The following is a 17,913-nucleotide window of genomic DNA, read 5'->3' as shown; positions in this document are numbered from 1 at the left end:
AATCAAGCAGTTTCAATGATTACGGGTATATAACAGATAATGAATCGGGAGGATACTCATCCTATGATAAATTTAGAAAGTCTAATACTGAATGGAATTGGCCACCTAAATTAGGATTTGCTGAACCTCCGAAAGAAGATGTTTTAGCTGTAGGTACTAGACTAGATAGGTATGGTAGTGCAAATGGCGCATTTTTATCTCCTAAAGGAGTTCCTTATGAAAAACGAGCATTGTCTCCAGGTTCTAAAGCAGAAAAATATCATGAATATGAAGTGATTAAACCACTTCCGGTACTGCAAGGTAAAATTGCGCCAGCATTTGATCAACCTGGAGGAGGAATTCAGATATTACCGAATTTTCCTGAGAGAGTGAATGTTGACTGGCTTATAAAAAATGGATATGTAAAGGAAGTAAATAATGCTAACCATAAATGAAATACAGGAAAAAGTATGGTCTTTAGGTGCTAAGATTAATGCACCTAAATCAATGTTAATAGTTTATTCAGGGCCTGTTGGTGATGGTTCTGCATATATCATTATTGATAATAATCAATATCATATTGTTTACTCTGAAAGAGGATATGAGATATTTAGGCAAACAACTGAAGATTTAAATGAGCTTCTATATTGGATAATGGAAAATGTAGCTAGCCAAATGGCATCTGAATATGAATTAAAAAACAGGAATGATGAAAGTAAAGATTTTCGCAGGGCTTACTTTGAAAAAGAACTAGAAATATTAGGTGTATTAGATAAAAGATGGGAATTAAGAGCCAAGAAAAAAATTGAGGAAATATTAGAAAGATCGCCGTACATAGACAATAGTGGCTGACAATAATGCCCTGAGCTTACCCAAAGGAATGATGGATTACGGTCGGTCAGCATCCAGTCTGGCTACCGCTATGTTAAATGAAGGTAAATCCTCTCAAGAGATTTCAGCGGCATTGTCAAAACATGTCAAAGGTGATCACCCGGAAGGACAAGATCCGGTAAGAGGATTGATAACAGCATGGGGAGCGGGAATGTCCACGGTAGCAGCACCACTGTTGTTACCATCAGGAGCAACTGTGGGAAGTATTTTTGCTGGAGGTCTAATCAGTGGAACAGCCAATATTAGTAATCAGCTTACAAATGGTTCTGTGAACATGACTGATGCACTGATAGCCACGGGAACAGGGGCGGTAACGCAAGGCAAGGGATTCTGGTTCACAGAAATAGCGAGTATTACCGGTGCGTATGTAGGCGCTAAATTGCAAGGGAAAGATCCTTTGTCCCCTGTAATTGGTGCAGGGACCGGTAAAGTAGTTACTGATAAATTTAAACCTGTAGTATCAGGAGCTGTTGCTGAAGTCATTGGTGCGGGTTCTGGTGCAATAAGTTCTGAAGTTGCGGGAAGTACAATAGAAGATAAGTTAAATAAAAACTGGAGTAAGAAATGAAATCTACGATTATTTTTCCATATTTATTGTTTTTTCTGACTCTATCGACTATTGCATCGTTATTTATTATAACCTTACTTATAAGATTTGTCGTCGGCATGATTGCGTATTATCAATTTGGCGAAATAGACTTTAGTCTTAATGATGTTATATACGCGGTTAAAGTGGGTATTGCAGGAGGGATACCTTTAGGTATTGGAGCATCGATTTTAGCTAACCTAAAAGAAAGCAAAGAGAAATTTCCCCCTTCTGATTCTTAATAAGTAAGAATTCTGGAGATTATAGCAATACTATAACTTCTAATTATAAGGGGATCGTTCCCGATAGAACGAATAGCTGCTTTTGCTGATTGTTGAAATATTTTTCTCTTTCATATTCAATAATTATTGAAGGTCCTATATGAGTCAAATTACCCCTCAGTTAACAAATATGTGGGATAGAAGTCATGAATCATGGTTTGTAAAAGATAAGAAACTTCGTTTAATATATGCAAATAACGCATTTATTAAACTATACCCGTAATCATTGAAACTGCTTGATTTTCGCCCAAATGAGGTTCATGGTATCTGTCATGAAAATATTCATTACCGATGAACAAAAAGCCGAACTTGAACATCTCCATCACACCTGCCGTGATAAGAGAGAGTGTGATCGCATCAAAGCGGTCCTCCTGGCCTCTGAGGGCTGGAGTTCTGTCATGATCGCTCAGGCCCTGCGTCTTCATGAAACGACCGTTCATCGTCATATCAGCGATTACCTTAATCACCGTAAAATCAAGCCCGAAAATGGCGGCTCTCAGAGCCATCTCAGCGAAACACAGACTCAGGAACTTATCGCCTATCTGACCGCAAATCTTCTGCCCACCACACAGGCGGTTATCCGCCTTGTCAAAGAAGCGTGGGATATCCGTTACACCGTTCCCGGCATGAATAAATGGCTGCACCACCAGGGATTCAGTTATAAAAAGCCGACCGGCGTGCCACACAAGTTCAACGCGGAACAGCAGCGGGCCTTTATAGAAACCTACGGGAAACTCAAGCAGGAAGCCGGAGACCATGAGCCCATCCTGTTCATTGATGGCGTCCATCCCACGCAGGGGACGAAACTGGCTTATGGCTGGATGCGAAAAGGCCAGAAAACCGCGGTGAAAACCACGGGAAGCCGTACCCGTCTGAACCTGATGGGGGCCCTTAATCTGGCTGATATTAGTAAAACGGTAGTACGTGAGTATGACCGTATCGACAGTTATCACATCGCAGAGTTTTTCATTGCTCTGCGTGAAACCTATCCGGTCAGTCAGAAGGTTCATATTATCCTTGACGGAGCTGGTTACCACCGAAGCAGGCTGGTGAAAGACTGGGCTTATGTGATGAATATTGAGCTTCATTACCTGCCACCGTACAGCCCGAATCTGAACCCGATAGAAAGGCTGTGGAAGGTGATGAATGAACAAGTCAGGAATAACCATTATTTCGCCTCGACGACCTTGTTCAAGCAGGCAATACATCGCTTTTTTACGGAAATATTACCGGAACTGGCCGGGAACCTGTCGTGCCGTATTAATGACAACTTCCAGGTTATGAATACTGCATCTTCAAGTTAAGCGGGTATAAATAAGTTACCTGAACACGTTAATGTCACGGGATATACGGCCAAAGAATTACCGATACCGTTTAATCATCTTGTTCACCTTTTTGAAGAACATGAGCGTAAGGTTTTACAGACTATGCAACGAATATCATCTATTGGGGCTCATCTTCAAAGCAATAGTCAACAACTTAAACCCTATTTTTGTGAAAAATACCCGTTAATGAATGAAAATAATCAATGTATTGGCATAATTTGTCACATTAAAGAAATCAATCATTTTTCAGTACATCATTATATTAAAAATGATACAATTATATCTGTTAAGCTTAGACCGCCTAATAATATATTGACAGAAAAAGAATGGACAGTAATCTTTTTATTCTGCCGTGGCATCAGTAGTCAATGCATTGCTAATGAAATGAAAATTTCATGCCGTACCGTGGAAAAGTATTTCGAAAGTATCTATGAGAAATTATCAATCAGATCAATTATTGAATTGAAACTATTTTTCGAAGAAAATAATTATGATCTCTATATTCCACCAAAATACTTTAAATCTATGAACCATTTCTTGTTGGATTAAGAATGATCCTTGTGTTCCATATGTTCTGTCACTTAATCAGGGTAGGTGACAGAATATGACACTGAATAAATCCGTGACGTAAATCAGCTTCATAGCTGGTTTTCAAAACCAGGTCGTAGATTGGGTTGTTAAGCGTTTTATCGTGGGTATATTGAAAACCCAATTCGTATTCCCAACTGCTCTTATTCTATTCATTGAGATATGATTTATTTTATATAACTGCTGAGGAGGGAGCATGACCACTATGAAAGACGTAGCGTATCAAGCTGGAGTATCGGTAGCCACTGTCAGCCGCGTTATCAACAACACGGCTTATGTCGAACCAGGCACTCGTGAGCGTGTAGAAAAAGCTATGCGTGAACTCAATTATCGCCGTAATTTTGCTGCACTTGCCCTGGCAAAACGATGCGGGAATATGTTGGGTTTACTCACTGGCAATCTGGCGGATCCTTTTTTTTCCCTTTTGGCACGCGGGGTTGAAAAAATTGCCAGGCAGGAAGAAGTAAAGTTGATGGTTTGTAGTGGAGGATATCAAGCTGAACTTGAGAAATCTGCCTTAGATTTTTTAATTAACCAGGGATGTGAAGCCATAGTCGCGCATGTTAGTACGATGAGTGATGTAGACGTATTACGTTATGCGGCGCATACACCAGGATTGGTGATTATCAATCGATATTTCCCTGCCATCGCCAACCGGTGCATTTGGTTAGATAATGTCAGTGCTTCTCAGGCTGCTACCCACTATCTTCTGCAAAACGGTCATCGAAAAATTGCTTGTGTAACAGCAGATCTACCGATTGATAATAGAAGGCTCCGTCTGGAGGGATATCATGCTGCAATGACTCATGCGGGTATCACCGTACCAGGCGATTGGGTTATTAGTGTTCCATTCAACGAAAAAGGTGGGGAATTGGCAGCAGAAAAGCTCTTAGACAGCGGCATCAACTTTACTGCGGCAGTCACATTTAACGATGTCACGGCTGCCGGTATGGTGCGATCTTTACATCAACGGAAAATCAAATTACCGGAACAACTGTCGATTGTTGGGTTTGATGATATTGTCCCGGCCCGATATCTTTATCCCCCCTTAACCACCGTACATAACCCAATAGAACGAATGGCTCAGCAGGCGGCTAATCTGGCGTTACAGCTCAGTGCCCAAAAAGAAATAACGCCACAAATGAATATGTTTTCAGCCGAACTTGTCATCAGAGATTCCGTTTTTCCGATAAGGTAATAAAAAGCATTTCATATTTCACATCTCATGAAACCAGTTACATAAAAAAGTAATCTCTGTTACATCTCATTCGAAATAAATTCATTATTCTATTTCAACAATCTATCTGAAACTGGAGTTTTTATATGGATGATAAGAAAAAGCTTAATTTGGGACTCGCTATACTGCCAATCGCCGCAATGCTTTTACTGTTGGTGATTGGGTATGGTCAACTGAATTTACGCATTGAATCTTTATTGCTCATATCAGCAGGAATAACAGCAGCCTTGGCATATTGGCAAGGTTATCGTTGGAATGACATCATTGATGCGATTGTAGCAAAGCTCGCCAAGGCGATGCCGGTGATGATGATACTGATTTGCGTAGGTGGGTTAATTGGGACCTGGATGTTCAGCGGAACCATACCTTATATGATGTATTGGGGGTTAAAACTGATTAGCCCTCAATACATACTGATTGCGGCTTTCTTTATCACAAGCGTTATCTCAGTTTGTACCGGTACGTCATGGGGGCAGCCGGAACAGCGGGCGTTGCTCTGATGGGAGTCGCCGCTGGCCTTGATGTGTCTTTGGCGGCAGCGGCGGGCGCGGTGGTTTCAGGCGCATATTTCGGTGATAAAATTTCACCGTTATCTGACTCGACTAACTTCGCTGCCATCGTTGCTGATACTGATCTTTACAGCCATGTGCAACATTTGATGTATACCACTATTCCGGGTTTTGTTTTAGCCGCTATTGTTTATTTTATTGCGGGTCATACAAGCTTAACAGGTAGCGTGGCAACACCTGAAAAAGTCACAGAAATTATTCAATCACTTGAAAGCCTGTATCACTTCAATTTATTGTTAATTTTGCCACCGATACTGGTTTTGTGGGGAGCAATAACAAAACGTCCGGTGATTCCGGTCATGCTGGCTGCTTGTGCATTGGCTATTGTACTTGGTATAGGTTTCCAGGGGCTCACCCTTAAACAGGGCCTTAATGCGTTGATAGACGGCTTCAATCTCTCAATGTTCTTTGATCAGGGACATAACATCGTCGGAGCCGTTAGCGATGTTCCCCGTCTGCTCAATCGGGGGGGGGGATGTTATCGATGATGAGTACTATCCTGCTTGCATTTTGTGCATTCGCGTTCGCCGGCGCTTTAGCACTCACTGGCGCCTTGACCTGCATCATTAACCGGCTTCTACAGGTTGTTCACACAACCGGGCAACTTATCGCTGCAACTTTGGCAACAACTATTCTGGTAACGGGCGCCACCTGCAACGGAAAGTTGGCTCTCCTTATCCCGGCGGAGCTGTTCAAAGGGGCTTATTGTCGCATGGGACTGGATAATAAAAACCTGTCACGAACGATAGAAGATGGCTGTACCGTCATAGAGCCGTTGATCCCTTGGACTGCTGCCGGCATTTATATGGCGACTACATTAGGTGTCAGCACGCTTGAGCTACTGCCCTGGGCTATCCAGTGCTATGCTGCCGTCTTCCTGGCTCTTATCTACGGCTTTACCGGTTTTGGTATTGCAAGGATCACACCGGAAAATTCCCTGAATAAAAAGGAAACCCAACGTGAAATCGCCTGATTTCAACCAGATAATCGATCGCCACAATACAAGCTCCATTAAGTGGGACTTTTTAGGTCGTTCCTTGCGCTTAGATAAGACTGACCTGCTTCCAATGTGGGTGTCTGATTTCGATTTTCAATGCTCAAAAGAAGTCCTTCAAGCACTCCACTCCCGGGCTGACCACGGTATTTTTGGTTATAGCGAACGTGACGATCATTATTACCAGGCCGCAATAGACTGGTTTTCAAGACGTCATAAATTGACCTTATGCCGTGATTGGTTTACGTCGATAGAAGGTGTCATACCTGGATTAGCTTTACTGATACAAACGCTCAGTAAACCGGGGGAAGGTGTCATTGTACAAGGGCCCTATTATGGTTCATTCGCCAAAATTATCACTATGAATGGCAGGGTGATGATTGAAAACCCGCTTCTTGAAAGTATGGAAGGTTATAAGATTGATTATAATCATCTGGAACACATGTTGGAGCAACATAAACCGCCTCTGCTATTGTTATGTAATCCACACAACCCTACGGGTAGGTGCTGGAATAGTGACGAACTACTCCGACTATTGACACTCTGCAAAGGGTACGGTACGACCGTAATTTCTGATGAAATTTGGGCTGATTTAATTTTACCGTGGGGGAAATTTACCTCAATACTGCATCTGGGGAGTGAATGGCATAGCAATGTCATTGCCGCCACCTCAACAAGTAAGGCATTTGGACTTTCATCACTCCGTATATCAAATTTTATCATTCCCAATCCTGAACTTCGACGTGCCTTTATCAATCGGTTGAATGCGCATGGGCTGGATGTATTCAATGCGCTATCTATGACTGCGGCTACAGCAGCATATCAACACGGAGATGTATGGCTTGATGAGCTACAACATTACCTGGCGGAAAACCGTTGCTGGTTCGAGCAGGCTTTGTCTGCGGTTCCTTGGTGCCGAATGACAAAAGCAGAAGGTACATACCTGGCCTGGCTGGATTGTCGCGATTTAGATTTGGATGATGACACCTTGCAACGGGTCTTACTACAAAAAGCCAAAATAGTCGTTTCAATGGGATGGAGTTTTGGCGACAGGGGAAAAGGATTTATCCGGATAAATCTGGGTTGCCCTCGTCAATATCTTGAAAAAGCAATCAATGGTTTAGTTCAGCTAATGCCATAAAATAAAAAAGTATCCACGAAATTTGGTCTGATTATATATTTTAGCCAAAACTCGATAACAAAGTAGGGCGTTAATAGCCCTGCTTTAATTCTATTATCATACCTGAAGCTTTCCATAATAAAAGTTTCAGGTAATGCATTTCCTCTCATTGATTTTTATATGAGAAGTTACATTTGAGATTGAGACATCCTTTCATTATTAGAATAGAAAGCTTATTTCACAGGTAATTATCAAAGTGAACTTTTTGATAATTGAAAATTAATTTATCTTTATAAATATTTAATATCTTTTCGAAATAATTTTATCAAGGCGGAAAGTCCTTAATAGGAGGATAGTCATTGACGCTTGCTATTATTTGGTTTCGCAGCCAGTCAATACCTTCATCTCGCCATGTTCCAGCAGACCAATGTACCCGGATGCTAATCATTGGCAACTTGAAAGGGAGTTCGACAATGCGCAATGCTGTGCTCCTTTGTTGGGATAGAAGACGAACCAGCCGTTCTGGAACAACCGCTGTGATAGACGTCCCTGTAAGCACTTCCGGCAACATAAAGAAGTTTGGCACGGTGATCACAGGTTTGATGCCGTGCAATTGAAAACGTTCAGGCACAATCTGATGAGCTGAATTGGGAACATAAGCCACTGCATAACGGTGTAGCGCAGGCGCAGTGGCAGCATCATGTACTCCCACATATCTATCCTTAAATAACAGTGAACTGGTTTTACGTGCCTTAAGTTGAGGGATCCAGCCAAAGGCAATATCAATGCTTCTGTCATCAAGCTGATCTGCCAGGGTACCTTCCCAGGTACCGATCGTCCGGATGCGTATACCGGGAGCTGTTGTCTCAATCCGGGATATTAGTCGGTTAAGCATGAGCATTTGGCCGACATCTGTCATGTATACACTGAAAGTACGCTGGGATGTTGCAGCATCAAAATCTGATGGGGCATTGAGCGCTGATTCCAACATGGTCAGCGCTGATGCAACTGGCTCAGCCCAATTACGCGCCAGCACAGTAGGTTGCATACCTTGCGCACTGCGAATAAACAGTGGATCACCGGAAATTCGACGTAATCGGGCCAGCAGTGTTGAAACAGTCGGCTGTGACATCCCCAATGTATCAGCGGCACGTCCCACGTGTCGTTCACGAAAGATGGTGATAAAAACATTGAGTAGCCGGAAGTCGAGCTGATCAAGAGAAATATGTCGTTTCACTTTTCCCCCTAATAAAACTACCTAAAAAACAAAAGGCATTATAAGGATTTCAAGGCAGCATTATAAGGATTTCCAGATAATGAAAATCCAATATTATGAATTGCCAGCATGGCTCTAATAAAATAAGTTAGTAGTATTTCAAAGAAATGAGAAATTATTATGAATGCTTTTTCCTGGGGAAAACCTGTGAAATTCTCGTTTTCCCCGGACAGTGCGCCTCCACGTTTGACTTCGTTCATCGTGCTGCTTATGTCGGTGGCAGTCGGTCTTTCTGTGGCTAGCAATTACTATGCTCAACCTTTGTTACACAGCATTGGTTCACAGTTCAATTTGTCTACTGCTGCGGCTGGAAGTGTGGTCACTGTAGCCCAATTAAGCTATGCCGCCGGGCTTATCTTGCTGGTGCCGCTGGGTGATATCATTGAGCGGCGCAGTCTGATCGTTCTTATGACTGCTCTGTCCGCCTTCGGTTTGTTGATCACCGCGTTTGCACCCAGCCTCTCTTTTGTCATCTTGGGCACTGTTGTTGTTGGTGGCTTGTCGGTTGTCGCGCAAGTACTGATTCCTTTTGCTTCCACTTTAGCCGCTCCAGGCGAACGAGGCAAAGTTGTGGGTACGGTCATGAGTGGGTTGCTATTAGGGATCCTTTTGGCCCGTACTGTGGCTGGTACGCTGGCCGATCTCGGCAGCTGGCGTACCGTTTACTGGGTTGCCGCTGTGTTAATGCTGGCTATGTCTGGTGCACTCTGGCTCGTACTTCCACGTTACAAGAGCCCGGTAGAGCTGAGTTATCTGCGTCTGCTTGCTTCTATAATCCACCTGTACACTGATCAACCTCTGTTTCGCGCCCGGGCCCTGTTGGGGGGGCTTTTGTTTGCTTCGTTCGGTATGCTATGGACGTCACTGACCTTTCTCTTGGTTAGTCCACCTTACTCCTATTCGAACACCATTATCGGGTTATTCGGGTTGGCCGGTGCTGCTGGTGCTTACGCGGCCAACTGGTTCGGACGCATGGCCGATCGAGGGCAGGGTAACCGATTCACCTGTATCGGTCTGATATTACTGTTAGTGTCCTGGCTACCTGTTGCATTTGGTCAGATCTCGGTATTGTCCTTGCTGGTCGGTATTTTGTTGCAGGATTTGGCTATCCAAGGTGTTCATGTTACTAACCTGAACGCTATCTATCGTTTAGATCCAGAGGCTCGCAGCCGCCTTACCGCGGGAATGATGACGTCCAATTTTATTGGCGCTGCTGCCGGATCGCTGATTTCTTCATGGATTTTTTCCTACGCAGGTTGGTCCGGGGTCTGCATTGTCGGTGCTTTACTGGCGGTGATTGCTCTGGTGTATGCAATTTGCGCTCAAAATGCTCGCATCCCTGAAAATGTGTGATGTAGTGATAATTGATATTTTCATGCTATGGCGAGACTGTAATTTTAATATTCATATTATTTAAAAAGGAGCGTGAGGAAATAAACCTGAAATGAAGTAGTTATCTTATGTAATTATTTTTAAAGGCTTAAGTAATTATATGCAAGAATAACTATAACTACCATAAACATATAAGTTTTTAAATACATAATGGAATTTATATTTAAAATTATATATCTATGGAATATATAATTTTAAATTTATTGTTCTTTTATTTTGATACTTTTTTTACTTATTATCTATTTTGTGATTTTTAGTTATGTGAGCTAAATCGAACTTTATTATTTATTTTATTTTGTTTGTTGATTATTTGTTATCTTAATCGTATATTTAATTGTGAATCTTTTCGTACTAATGACTAAAAAGATCTAAGCGGAGAAATGGGAGTAGTAATGTATTTCCTGATAGCGATATAGGTTAATTTAGTTATTTTGTACTTCATGATCTCGCTTTGGTGAAATTATTTGTATTTTAAATAACAAGTGAGAATAAAAATGAATAAATTATCTGATATTACGTTGGTTAAACGAGATGAAATTCCATCAATGAGAACAATTGAAGTTGATGGTGTTGAACATTGGTTAGGGCATGTTAAAGATTTTATGAAGAATAAATCTCTTGTCCGTTTTCTTCCTAGCGATAATCGTATTTCTATGGCATGGGTACGTTTGGAAGCAGGTGAAGAATTAAATGAGCACACTCATCCAGTCGAATCAATGATATTAATGTGTGAAGGTGGAGCACATACGACGGGTGAGGTAAAGGCTGATATGAATGCCGGAGATATTCTTTTAGTGCCGCCAGGTAAACTACATGGATTTAAGGGGATGGAACCTAATGGATTTTGGGGTCTTTCAATCCAATTCGATTCTCGCGGTTTATACGAAGATATCACTGATCCATGGGCAGTCTTTTATCCTGAAATGAAATTAGAGAAGGTGGGTGATAAAAATATTGCTGAACAACTGTTCCAGCTCAATGAAAAATATATGGATAGATTTGACAAACATCGTTTATTCGCGCTTGTGCGGAAAGGATTGCTTAAAAATCCTGAAGCCAAGAAAAGATTTCTGGATTGTTTCCAAGTTTGGTCGAACCATTTTCAAAAAATGGTTCTGGCGCGGGTAATAACGTTACAGGATCCTAAATTCGAAGAATTGGCTTGGCTTCATTTGATTGAAGAGTTAGGCCATAACCGTATTTTAGCGAAGAATCGAACAGATCTTCAAACTGTATTTGATCCGGTTCTTGAATCCACAAGTGCGTGGTTTCCCTGGAAAATGAATTCAATTAGTGATATTGAAAAAGTTGTTTTGGTTCACTTAGTTGTCGAAGCCTCAGCAACTTTCTTCTATAAGCATATTCAGCCTGAGATGGCATCCACTGCCACTGGAGATCATTTTGATATTCATACAATCACTGATGATGAGCATATGGCAATGGGTTATGAATTCTTACGAAATATACCTTTGAGTGACGGAGAACGATTATTTGAAATTCAACGTCAAGGCTGGTCTATGTTGATGTCTGTTATGGGGCGAATTGCTGATCTGGTAGTGCACAATTCAGATGAGCATTCAACAAATAAGCAAACTGAGGAATCAGGAAAAGGAGCTGACGTTGAAATGGTCGATTGAGGGGCCTCGTCGGGTGCCGTTTGAGGTATATACAGATCGTGAAATTTATAATCGGGAACAAAATTATATTTTCAAAAGCCGAACTTGGAATTATGTTGGTTTAACCACTGAAGTAAAGGACATCGGTGATTTTATTCAAACATTCGTAGGTGAAGTTCCAGTAATTCTTGTGAGGGACAGAAGAAATAAACTGAGAGTATTTGTGAATCGTTGTACACATAGAGGCGCTCAGATATGTCACCAAGAGCGGGGGAATGTGAAATTATTTACATGTCCTTATCATGAGTGGTCTTTTAATCTTGATGGTACTCTTGTTGGTATGCCTTTTCGTCGGGGTATTGATGGAAAGGGAGGGATGTCACCATGCTTTGATTCAACTGAACATGGATTAGAACAACTTAATGTAACAGAGCGGAATGGCGTTGTTTTTGCAAGTTTCAGTTTTGAAATTGAATCGTTTGAAGAGTATTTGGGGCCTGGCATATTGGCTTATTTTGATCGGGTATGTAATGGCAAGACATTGCGTGTTATTGGAAAAATGCAGCATAGAGTGCACGCAAATTGGAAGCTTCAGGTAGAAAATGTAAAGGATCCATTTCATGCAGCACTGTTGCATTCATTTTTCCTGACTTTTGGTATTTGGCGCTCTGATCAAGAGACTCACGTTAAAGTAGATAAACACGGACGCAGCAGTGTTCTTGTTTCAACCGCAACATTTAAGCCAGCTCAGAATGACCAGTTTAAAGAACAGCTGAATTCTCAAAATGGTTTCAGTCTTAATGATAAACGATTAATTGAGTATCAATCTGAATACGAGCATGGTACAGGGGCTGTAATGACCATTTGGCCAAATCTGATATTCTTGCAACAATTAAATTGTTTGGTGATGAGGCATGTGAAACCAGATGGGCCTGATTCATGTATTAAAACTTGGACATTTTTCGGATATGAATCGGATAGCCCTGAATTGATTCAAAAACGGCTATATCAGGCAAACTTATTTGGCCCGTCTGGATTGGTAACAATTGACGATAATGAAATATTGGCAATGGTTCAGATCGGTTCAGCTGCTTCTCCCAACTCAGTAGCCGTTCTGGAAGCGGGTAACGGAGAGGGGGATGCGGATCATATGATGACTGAGTCAGCTATTCGTGGGTTTTATAAATACTATAAAAAAATTATGGGTTATGAAGACAATGAATAGAACGCCAGAATTTCGTGAACTCACATTGGATGTTCAATGGCTTTATACCCTCTACAACGAGTTTCTGGATGAAGGTAACATTGAACAATGGCCAAATTTTTTTGTTAAAGATAGTCATTATAGAATTACATCCAGGGAGAATTTTGATCAAAATTTTCCACTGAGTTTTGTACTCTGTGATGGGCAAAAGATGATTAAGGACAGAGCTATTGCACTGCAAAAGACGGTTATGTATCGAAGAAGATCTCAATGCCGAATCGTCAGTGGTGTACGATTGATTTCAATAGATGACGTCAATGTTTATGGCATTAAAGCATGTTCATCTTTTGCGATATATGAAAGTTTATATGGTGAATCCAGTAAACTACTTGTTTGTGGGCGTTCACATGACGTAATAGTTCAAGATGACGATATATTAAAATTCAAAGATAGAGTGTGTATTATAGATACAAATGTAATTCCTGATTCGATGGTATTTCCAATTTAGGATATTCTAATTTATTTTTGGAAATTAATTACTCATTATTTACAGATAGAAAATTTGAATTTTTACCTATGTATTCTCATTATAGGAAAAATATATGTCTCAATTACCAATGTATGATCTGCTTGTTCTCGATTTTACCCGGCATAGAGCGGGCCCTGTTACTTCCCGATTATTGGCAGATTGGGGGGCAACAATCATTAAAATTGAAGAGCCTGCCGATCTTGGGGACAGCATGGGTGGCTCACGTGAAGGGTTTGATTACCAAAACCTGCATAGAAACAAGCAGAGTTTGTCTCTGAATTTGAAAACAGATGATGGACAAAGCATTTTTAAAAAACTGGTGAGTAAAGCGGATGTTGTTCTGGAAAATTTCAGACCTGAAGTTAAATATCGGCTTGGCCTTGATTATGATTCATTGAAATCAATAAACGAACGTATTATTTGCGGGAGTATATCAGGATTTGGGCAAACAGGTCCTTATTGTACGAGACCTGCTGTAGACCAGATTATTCAGGGAATGTCAGGTTTAATGTCAGTTACTGGTATACCTGGTAGCGGGCCCGTACGTGTTGGTGCGGCAATCACTGATATAAGTGCGGGAATGACGTTAGCTCAGGCAGTTTTAATGGCGCTTTATTATCGTGAGAAAACCGGTCTAGGTCAGTGGGTCTATACTTCTTTACTTGAATCTACAATTTCAATGCTTGATTTTCAGGTGGCAAGATGGCTTGCTAATGGCGATGTACCAACCCAAATGGGTAATGATCATCCAACATTAATGCCTACAGGGTTATTTCCGACGGCTGATGGACAAGTTAATATTGCTGCCGCTGAAGATTCGAAATTTAAACTTTTGTGTAAAATTTTGGATATCCCAGAGTTGGCTGATTTTCATGAATATAGCAATATTACACTGCGGTCTTTGAATAGATCTTCATTATTGAATAAATTGAAAGAAAGAATAAAATATTTTAAAAGTGCTGAACTAATTGAAAAGCTTAATTCTGTAGGTATTCCTTGCGGACCTTTGTATACGATAGAGGAAGCCATGAATGATGAGCAAATGAATCATTTGAAAATGAAATGTTCAATTAATCACCCCAATCTTGGTCAATTATCATTAGTTGGGCAACCATTTCATTCCAGTCTTTTTTGTGACATGCAAACCGTTAGGGCTGCTGCTCCAGAGCATGGAGAACATACTGAAGTGATCTTAAAAGAGTGGCTAAATTACCAAGATGATGAAATAGTTGAGTTGCGTAATAATGGAATAATATAAGATTTCTTTCTTTACTCATTTTTCTGTTCTGCTATATCTATAAAAATCAGGTAACAGAGAGTTAATTATTCTATTTTTAATTGCATTTTTTTCGTGTTAATGCGTGTTTCTTTGATAATGATAAATAGATTATATTTTTAATAGGGCGAGTCAATTTTTTATACTGTGATTTCCTCTTGGGATATATCAGATAATTTTGTGGCAACATCCATTCTGAGAGATTTATATTCATTGGTTTTAATGTTTTTGGCATCAATTTCCTGGGCAGTAGATACAATAATAATAGGCTTGGAAATAATAACGTTAATTAAAAATTTATTATGGTGATAACATGAGCATAAATGAAATTAATACAGGCAATATTAAGGACAGGTTTTCTTTACGTAAACTAAGTCCATATTTCTGTGCTGAGATAACCCGCATTGATTTGAGTCAACCGTTAGATGATGGATGCATTCAAGCGATATCTGATGCATTGGCTACTCATGAAGTTTTGGTTTTTCCGGGCCAAAATCTTTCAGCGGAAGACTTATTGCGAATTGGCGGTTATTTTGGTGAGCTGACGGTTCATCCTTTCGCGGAAAATTCAGCAGAAGTTCCGGAACTTATTGTCTTTGATTATAAAGAGGGTAATCCGCCTGTCTTGACTGATCGCTGGCATTCTGATGAGACATACCGGGAATGTCCACCTTTAGGAACGATGCTTTATTCTAAAATTGTTCCCGAAATTGGCGGGGACACATGCTTTTCGAGTATGACCGCCGCTTATAACGCACTTTCAAATAAGATGCAGCAATTTATTTCTGGGCTTGAAGCTATACACGATTTTGCATCTTACAAATATCTTTTTCCTGAAACGGATAAAGGGAGGCAACAACTGCGTAAAAATGAAGATCAATATCCACCCGTTAGCCATCCGGTAGTGCGTATACATCCGGTAACTGGAAAAAAAGTTTTATTTGTTAATCCTCACTACACTCGATATATCAAAGGCATGGATGATAGAGAGAGCTTTGAATTATTGAATAGCTTATATCGTTCCACTTCCATTTTAGAGTATCAATACAGGCATCATTGGGAACCTAATACGCTCGTGTTTTGGGATAATCGTTCTGTTCAACATGCCGCGGTTCATGATTATTATCCCAATCCGCGTTTGATGGAACGAGTAACAATAAAAGGTGATCGGCCTGTTGGTGACAGTACAATGGTTCAACAATCAGATTTACGTAAATTCAAAGTAGCCCAATATGATCACACGGATGATCGCCGTGCCTTACGTCAATTTGAACTTGAATGAGTTTCTTTTATAATTAAAAGAGGGCTGGATTAATCAATTAGCTCTCTTTTATCAATAAAATCTTAGTTTCTGTTTTGCATCCATATTTTACATTGCGGTTAATTGAAGTTAACTGAATGATTTATCTTCCTAATTAATAATAATGGATTCCTTGACGTCGGTGATTCAACATGAATAGTATTACAACAGTTAATATCCAGAATATTATCAATAGTCAAAAACTTTCAAAAGTCCAGTGGCAAGTATTAATTCTGTGTTTCTCTATCGTTACTATTGATGGTTTCGATACAGCATTAATTGGTTATATTGCACCCGCAGTGATGAATGATTTTAACGTAGAAAGCACGGTTCTTGGGCCAGCCATGAGCGCTGCACTTTTTGGCTTAGCATTAGGCGCGCTTTTTTCTGGTCCGCTTGCTGATAGATTTGGTCGAAAATCAGTACTTACAATATCAGTGGGTGTTTTTGGTCTGTTTAGTTTGGTTACCGCCGCCGCTGATTCAATACAGACATTAACTATTTTGCGTTTTTTGACGGGATTGGGTCTTGGTGCAGCAATGTCAAATGCAATAACGTTGATATCTGAATATGCGCCAGAGCATCGGAGGTCTTTGTTAATAAATATCGTTTTTTGTGGCTTTCCTTTTGGTGCGGCGATAGGCGGAATGTTTTCTGCATGGATTATCCCACATTTTGGATGGCAAGGTGTTCTGATTTTAGGTGGTCTTTTACCCCTGTTTTTATCTGTATTTCTCTTTTTCCTACTGCCTGAATCATTGAAATATCTAATTATAAAAGGTAACTCAGAAGAAAATATAAGACGAATTTTGTTTAAAATGACAAACGGACTTTTAAATGATGTAAAGAAATTTACATTTGATGAAGAAGAAATTATACATAAATCGTCAATCAAAACTATTTTGTCCAGTCAATTTCTACTTGGGACAACAATGTTATGGATAACATATTTCATGGGATTATTGGTTTTTTATGTTTTGACAAGTTGGATGCCGATTTTAATGAACGATGCTGGTTTTAGCCTGAGTATGGCGGCAGTGCTTACGGCATTATTTCCTTTGGGTGGTGGAATAGGCGTTGTTTTCTCTGGTTGGTTAATGGATCGGGTTAATCCTCACAAGGTAGTAGCAACTAATTATGTTCTTACTGGTATTTTGGTCTTTTCTATTGGTCAGGGAGAAAATGTATTTTTATTGAGTATCTTAATATTTCTTGCAGGGACAACAATGAATGGCGCACAGGCATCAATGGGAGCAATTGCAGCACAATTTTATCCGACTAATTGTAGAGCAACTGGTGTTGCCTGGATGTTAGGATTTGGAAGATTAGGCGGGATCTGTGGGGCTTTATTTGGGGCAGAACTTATCAGATTTGGATTAAATCACAGCACTATTTTTGCAATCTTATCCATTCCAGTCATTTTAGCTGCTGCGACATTGATATTTAAAGATGTAAGTTATAGAAGGAATAAATAGAGAGTTTTCTCAGAAGAGGTTGCAGTTTTGTACTGGTGAATTGATGAGCTGAATTTTGTTCAGTTTATTGAAGATGCACAAGAATTGGCGTTATATCCCGTCATGATCTAATTGCAAAACGTTGGGAGCAGATAGCGTGTTATGCGCAAATAGTCAGTAAGATAATGTTTGATTTTTCACTTCGATTGATTGTTATTCTGGGTAACTATTTTAGTTTATTGGAAAATAATGAAAATAAAACGGTTTTAGCTCAGGCTCTGAATAGGACGTTGGCA

At 40.3% G+C, this 17,913-nt stretch carries 16 protein-coding genes and 1 pseudogene; 16 read left to right on the top strand and 1 reads right to left on the bottom strand.

Annotated features, from left to right (window positions below; genetic code table 11):
* Nucleotides 1-29 precede the first annotated feature (29 nt).
* From VY86_RS23880 to VY86_RS00175, 9 genes and pseudogenes are all read left to right on the top strand, one after another.
* Entirely contained in the window at nucleotides 30-434 is a 405-nt protein-coding gene (locus VY86_RS23880; RefSeq protein ID WP_082111152.1) for a TNT domain-containing protein, read from the top strand.
* Complete coding sequence (locus tag VY86_RS00210; protein ID WP_052760743.1) at nucleotides 418-831, top strand: Imm63 family immunity protein; 414 nt, start codon at nucleotides 418-420, stop codon at nucleotides 829-831. The genes VY86_RS23880 and VY86_RS00210 overlap by 17 nt, the downstream gene beginning before the upstream one ends.
* Complete coding sequence (locus VY86_RS00205) at nucleotides 824-1,438, top strand: hypothetical protein (RefSeq protein ID WP_238591546.1); 615 nt, start codon at nucleotides 824-826, stop codon at nucleotides 1,436-1,438. Before VY86_RS00210 ends, VY86_RS00205 begins: the two co-directional genes overlap by 8 nt.
* Entirely contained in the window at nucleotides 1,435-1,698 is a 264-nt protein-coding gene (locus VY86_RS00200) for a hypothetical protein (RefSeq protein ID WP_046973487.1), read from the top strand. The genes VY86_RS00205 and VY86_RS00200 overlap by 4 nt, the downstream gene beginning before the upstream one ends.
* Nucleotides 1,699-2,009: 311 nt before the next feature.
* Nucleotides 2,010-3,041, top strand: coding sequence for an IS630 family transposase (locus VY86_RS00195; RefSeq protein WP_046976622.1), 1,032 nt, complete (start codon nucleotides 2,010-2,012; stop codon nucleotides 3,039-3,041).
* A 123-nt stretch (nucleotides 3,042-3,164) separates the two neighbouring features.
* The gene (locus VY86_RS00190; RefSeq protein ID WP_238591545.1) at nucleotides 3,165-3,611 is read left to right on the top strand and encodes a helix-turn-helix transcriptional regulator; all 447 of its coding nucleotides are present in this window, start codon (nucleotides 3,165-3,167) and stop codon (nucleotides 3,609-3,611) included.
* A gap of 235 nt (nucleotides 3,612-3,846) precedes the next feature.
* Nucleotides 3,847-4,848, top strand: coding sequence for a LacI family DNA-binding transcriptional regulator (locus VY86_RS00185; protein ID WP_046973486.1), 1,002 nt, complete (start codon nucleotides 3,847-3,849; stop codon nucleotides 4,846-4,848).
* 125 nt (nucleotides 4,849-4,973) lie between these two features.
* A pseudogene (gene nhaC, locus VY86_RS00180) lies at nucleotides 4,974-6,429 on the top strand (Na+/H+ antiporter NhaC).
* The gene (locus VY86_RS00175) at nucleotides 6,416-7,591 is read left to right on the top strand and encodes a MalY/PatB family protein (RefSeq protein WP_046973485.1); all 1,176 of its coding nucleotides are present in this window, start codon (nucleotides 6,416-6,418) and stop codon (nucleotides 7,589-7,591) included. Before nhaC ends, VY86_RS00175 begins: the two are co-directional and overlap by 14 nt.
* 304 nt (nucleotides 7,592-7,895) lie before the next feature.
* Here the strand turns inward: VY86_RS00175 and VY86_RS00170 are convergent, their stop codons facing one another.
* Nucleotides 7,896-8,807, bottom strand: coding sequence for a LysR family transcriptional regulator (locus VY86_RS00170; RefSeq protein WP_046973484.1), 912 nt, complete (start codon nucleotides 8,805-8,807; stop codon nucleotides 7,896-7,898).
* A gap of 249 nt (nucleotides 8,808-9,056) precedes the next feature.
* Between VY86_RS00170 and VY86_RS00165 the strand changes: the two genes are divergently transcribed.
* The 7 genes from VY86_RS00165 (at nucleotide 9,057) to VY86_RS00135 (ending at nucleotide 17,638) form a co-directional block, all read left to right on the top strand.
* On the top strand, nucleotides 9,057-10,199 hold the full coding sequence (locus tag VY86_RS00165) for an MFS transporter (protein ID WP_082111290.1): 1,143 nt from the start codon (nucleotides 9,057-9,059) through the stop codon (nucleotides 10,197-10,199).
* Between the two features lie 533 nt (nucleotides 10,200-10,732).
* Nucleotides 10,733-11,875: a cupin domain-containing protein gene (locus VY86_RS00160; protein WP_046973482.1), complete on the top strand. Its 1,143-nt coding sequence runs from the start codon at nucleotides 10,733-10,735 to the stop codon at nucleotides 11,873-11,875.
* Complete coding sequence (locus tag VY86_RS00155) at nucleotides 11,859-13,079, top strand: aromatic ring-hydroxylating oxygenase subunit alpha (protein WP_228940457.1); 1,221 nt, start codon at nucleotides 11,859-11,861, stop codon at nucleotides 13,077-13,079. The genes VY86_RS00160 and VY86_RS00155 overlap by 17 nt, the downstream gene beginning before the upstream one ends.
* Complete coding sequence (locus tag VY86_RS00150; protein WP_046973481.1) at nucleotides 13,072-13,566, top strand: aromatic-ring-hydroxylating dioxygenase subunit beta; 495 nt, start codon at nucleotides 13,072-13,074, stop codon at nucleotides 13,564-13,566. Before VY86_RS00155 ends, VY86_RS00150 begins: the two co-directional genes overlap by 8 nt.
* A gap of 94 nt (nucleotides 13,567-13,660) precedes the next feature.
* Nucleotides 13,661-14,845 (top strand): CaiB/BaiF CoA transferase family protein, encoded by a 1,185-nt coding sequence (locus VY86_RS00145; protein ID WP_046973480.1) that lies wholly within the window; start codon nucleotides 13,661-13,663, stop codon nucleotides 14,843-14,845.
* A 331-nt stretch (nucleotides 14,846-15,176) separates the two neighbouring features.
* A complete protein-coding gene (locus VY86_RS00140; RefSeq protein ID WP_052760742.1) occupies nucleotides 15,177-16,145 on the top strand; it encodes a TauD/TfdA dioxygenase family protein in 969 nt (322 codons plus the stop codon).
* Nucleotides 16,146-16,315: 170 nt separating this feature from the next.
* Nucleotides 16,316-17,638 carry an MFS transporter gene (locus VY86_RS00135; RefSeq protein ID WP_046973479.1) on the top strand — a complete coding sequence of 441 codons (1,323 nt, stop codon included), beginning with the start codon at nucleotides 16,316-16,318 and terminating at the stop codon, nucleotides 17,636-17,638.
* Nucleotides 17,639-17,913: the final 275 nt, after the last annotated feature.

The sequence above is a fragment of the Photorhabdus thracensis genome, assembly GCF_001010285.1.
In the GTDB taxonomy this organism is placed as follows: Bacteria; Pseudomonadota; Gammaproteobacteria; order Enterobacterales; family Enterobacteriaceae; genus Photorhabdus; species Photorhabdus temperata.
The sequence above is the reverse complement of the archived record's forward strand: the minus strand, read 5'-3'. Positions and strand labels throughout refer to the sequence as shown.

Bases quoted from the DNA above. Each gene is read 5' to 3' on its own strand.
- VY86_RS00185 (WP_046973486.1), top strand. From the start codon at position 3,847: ATGACCACTATGAAAGACGTAGCGTATCAAGCTGGAGTATCGGTAGCC.
- VY86_RS00200 (WP_046973487.1), top strand. From the start codon at position 1,435: ATGAAATCTACGATTATTTTTCCATATTTATTGTTTTTTCTGACTCTA.
- VY86_RS00140 (WP_052760742.1), top strand. From the start codon at position 15,177: ATGAGCATAAATGAAATTAATACAGGCAATATTAAGGACAGGTTTTCT.
- VY86_RS00195 (WP_046976622.1), top strand. From the start codon at position 2,010: ATGAAAATATTCATTACCGATGAACAAAAAGCCGAACTTGAACATCTC.
- VY86_RS00190 (WP_238591545.1), top strand. From the start codon at position 3,165: ATGCAACGAATATCATCTATTGGGGCTCATCTTCAAAGCAATAGTCAA.
- VY86_RS00160 (WP_046973482.1), top strand. From the start codon at position 10,733: ATGAATAAATTATCTGATATTACGTTGGTTAAACGAGATGAAATTCCA.
- VY86_RS00135 (WP_046973479.1), top strand. From the start codon at position 16,316: ATGAATAGTATTACAACAGTTAATATCCAGAATATTATCAATAGTCAA.
- VY86_RS00165 (WP_082111290.1), top strand. From the start codon at position 9,057: ATGTCGGTGGCAGTCGGTCTTTCTGTGGCTAGCAATTACTATGCTCAA.
- VY86_RS00210 (WP_052760743.1), top strand. From the start codon at position 418: ATGCTAACCATAAATGAAATACAGGAAAAAGTATGGTCTTTAGGTGCT.
- VY86_RS00150 (WP_046973481.1), top strand. From the start codon at position 13,072: ATGAATAGAACGCCAGAATTTCGTGAACTCACATTGGATGTTCAATGG.
- VY86_RS00145 (WP_046973480.1), top strand. From the start codon at position 13,661: ATGTCTCAATTACCAATGTATGATCTGCTTGTTCTCGATTTTACCCGG.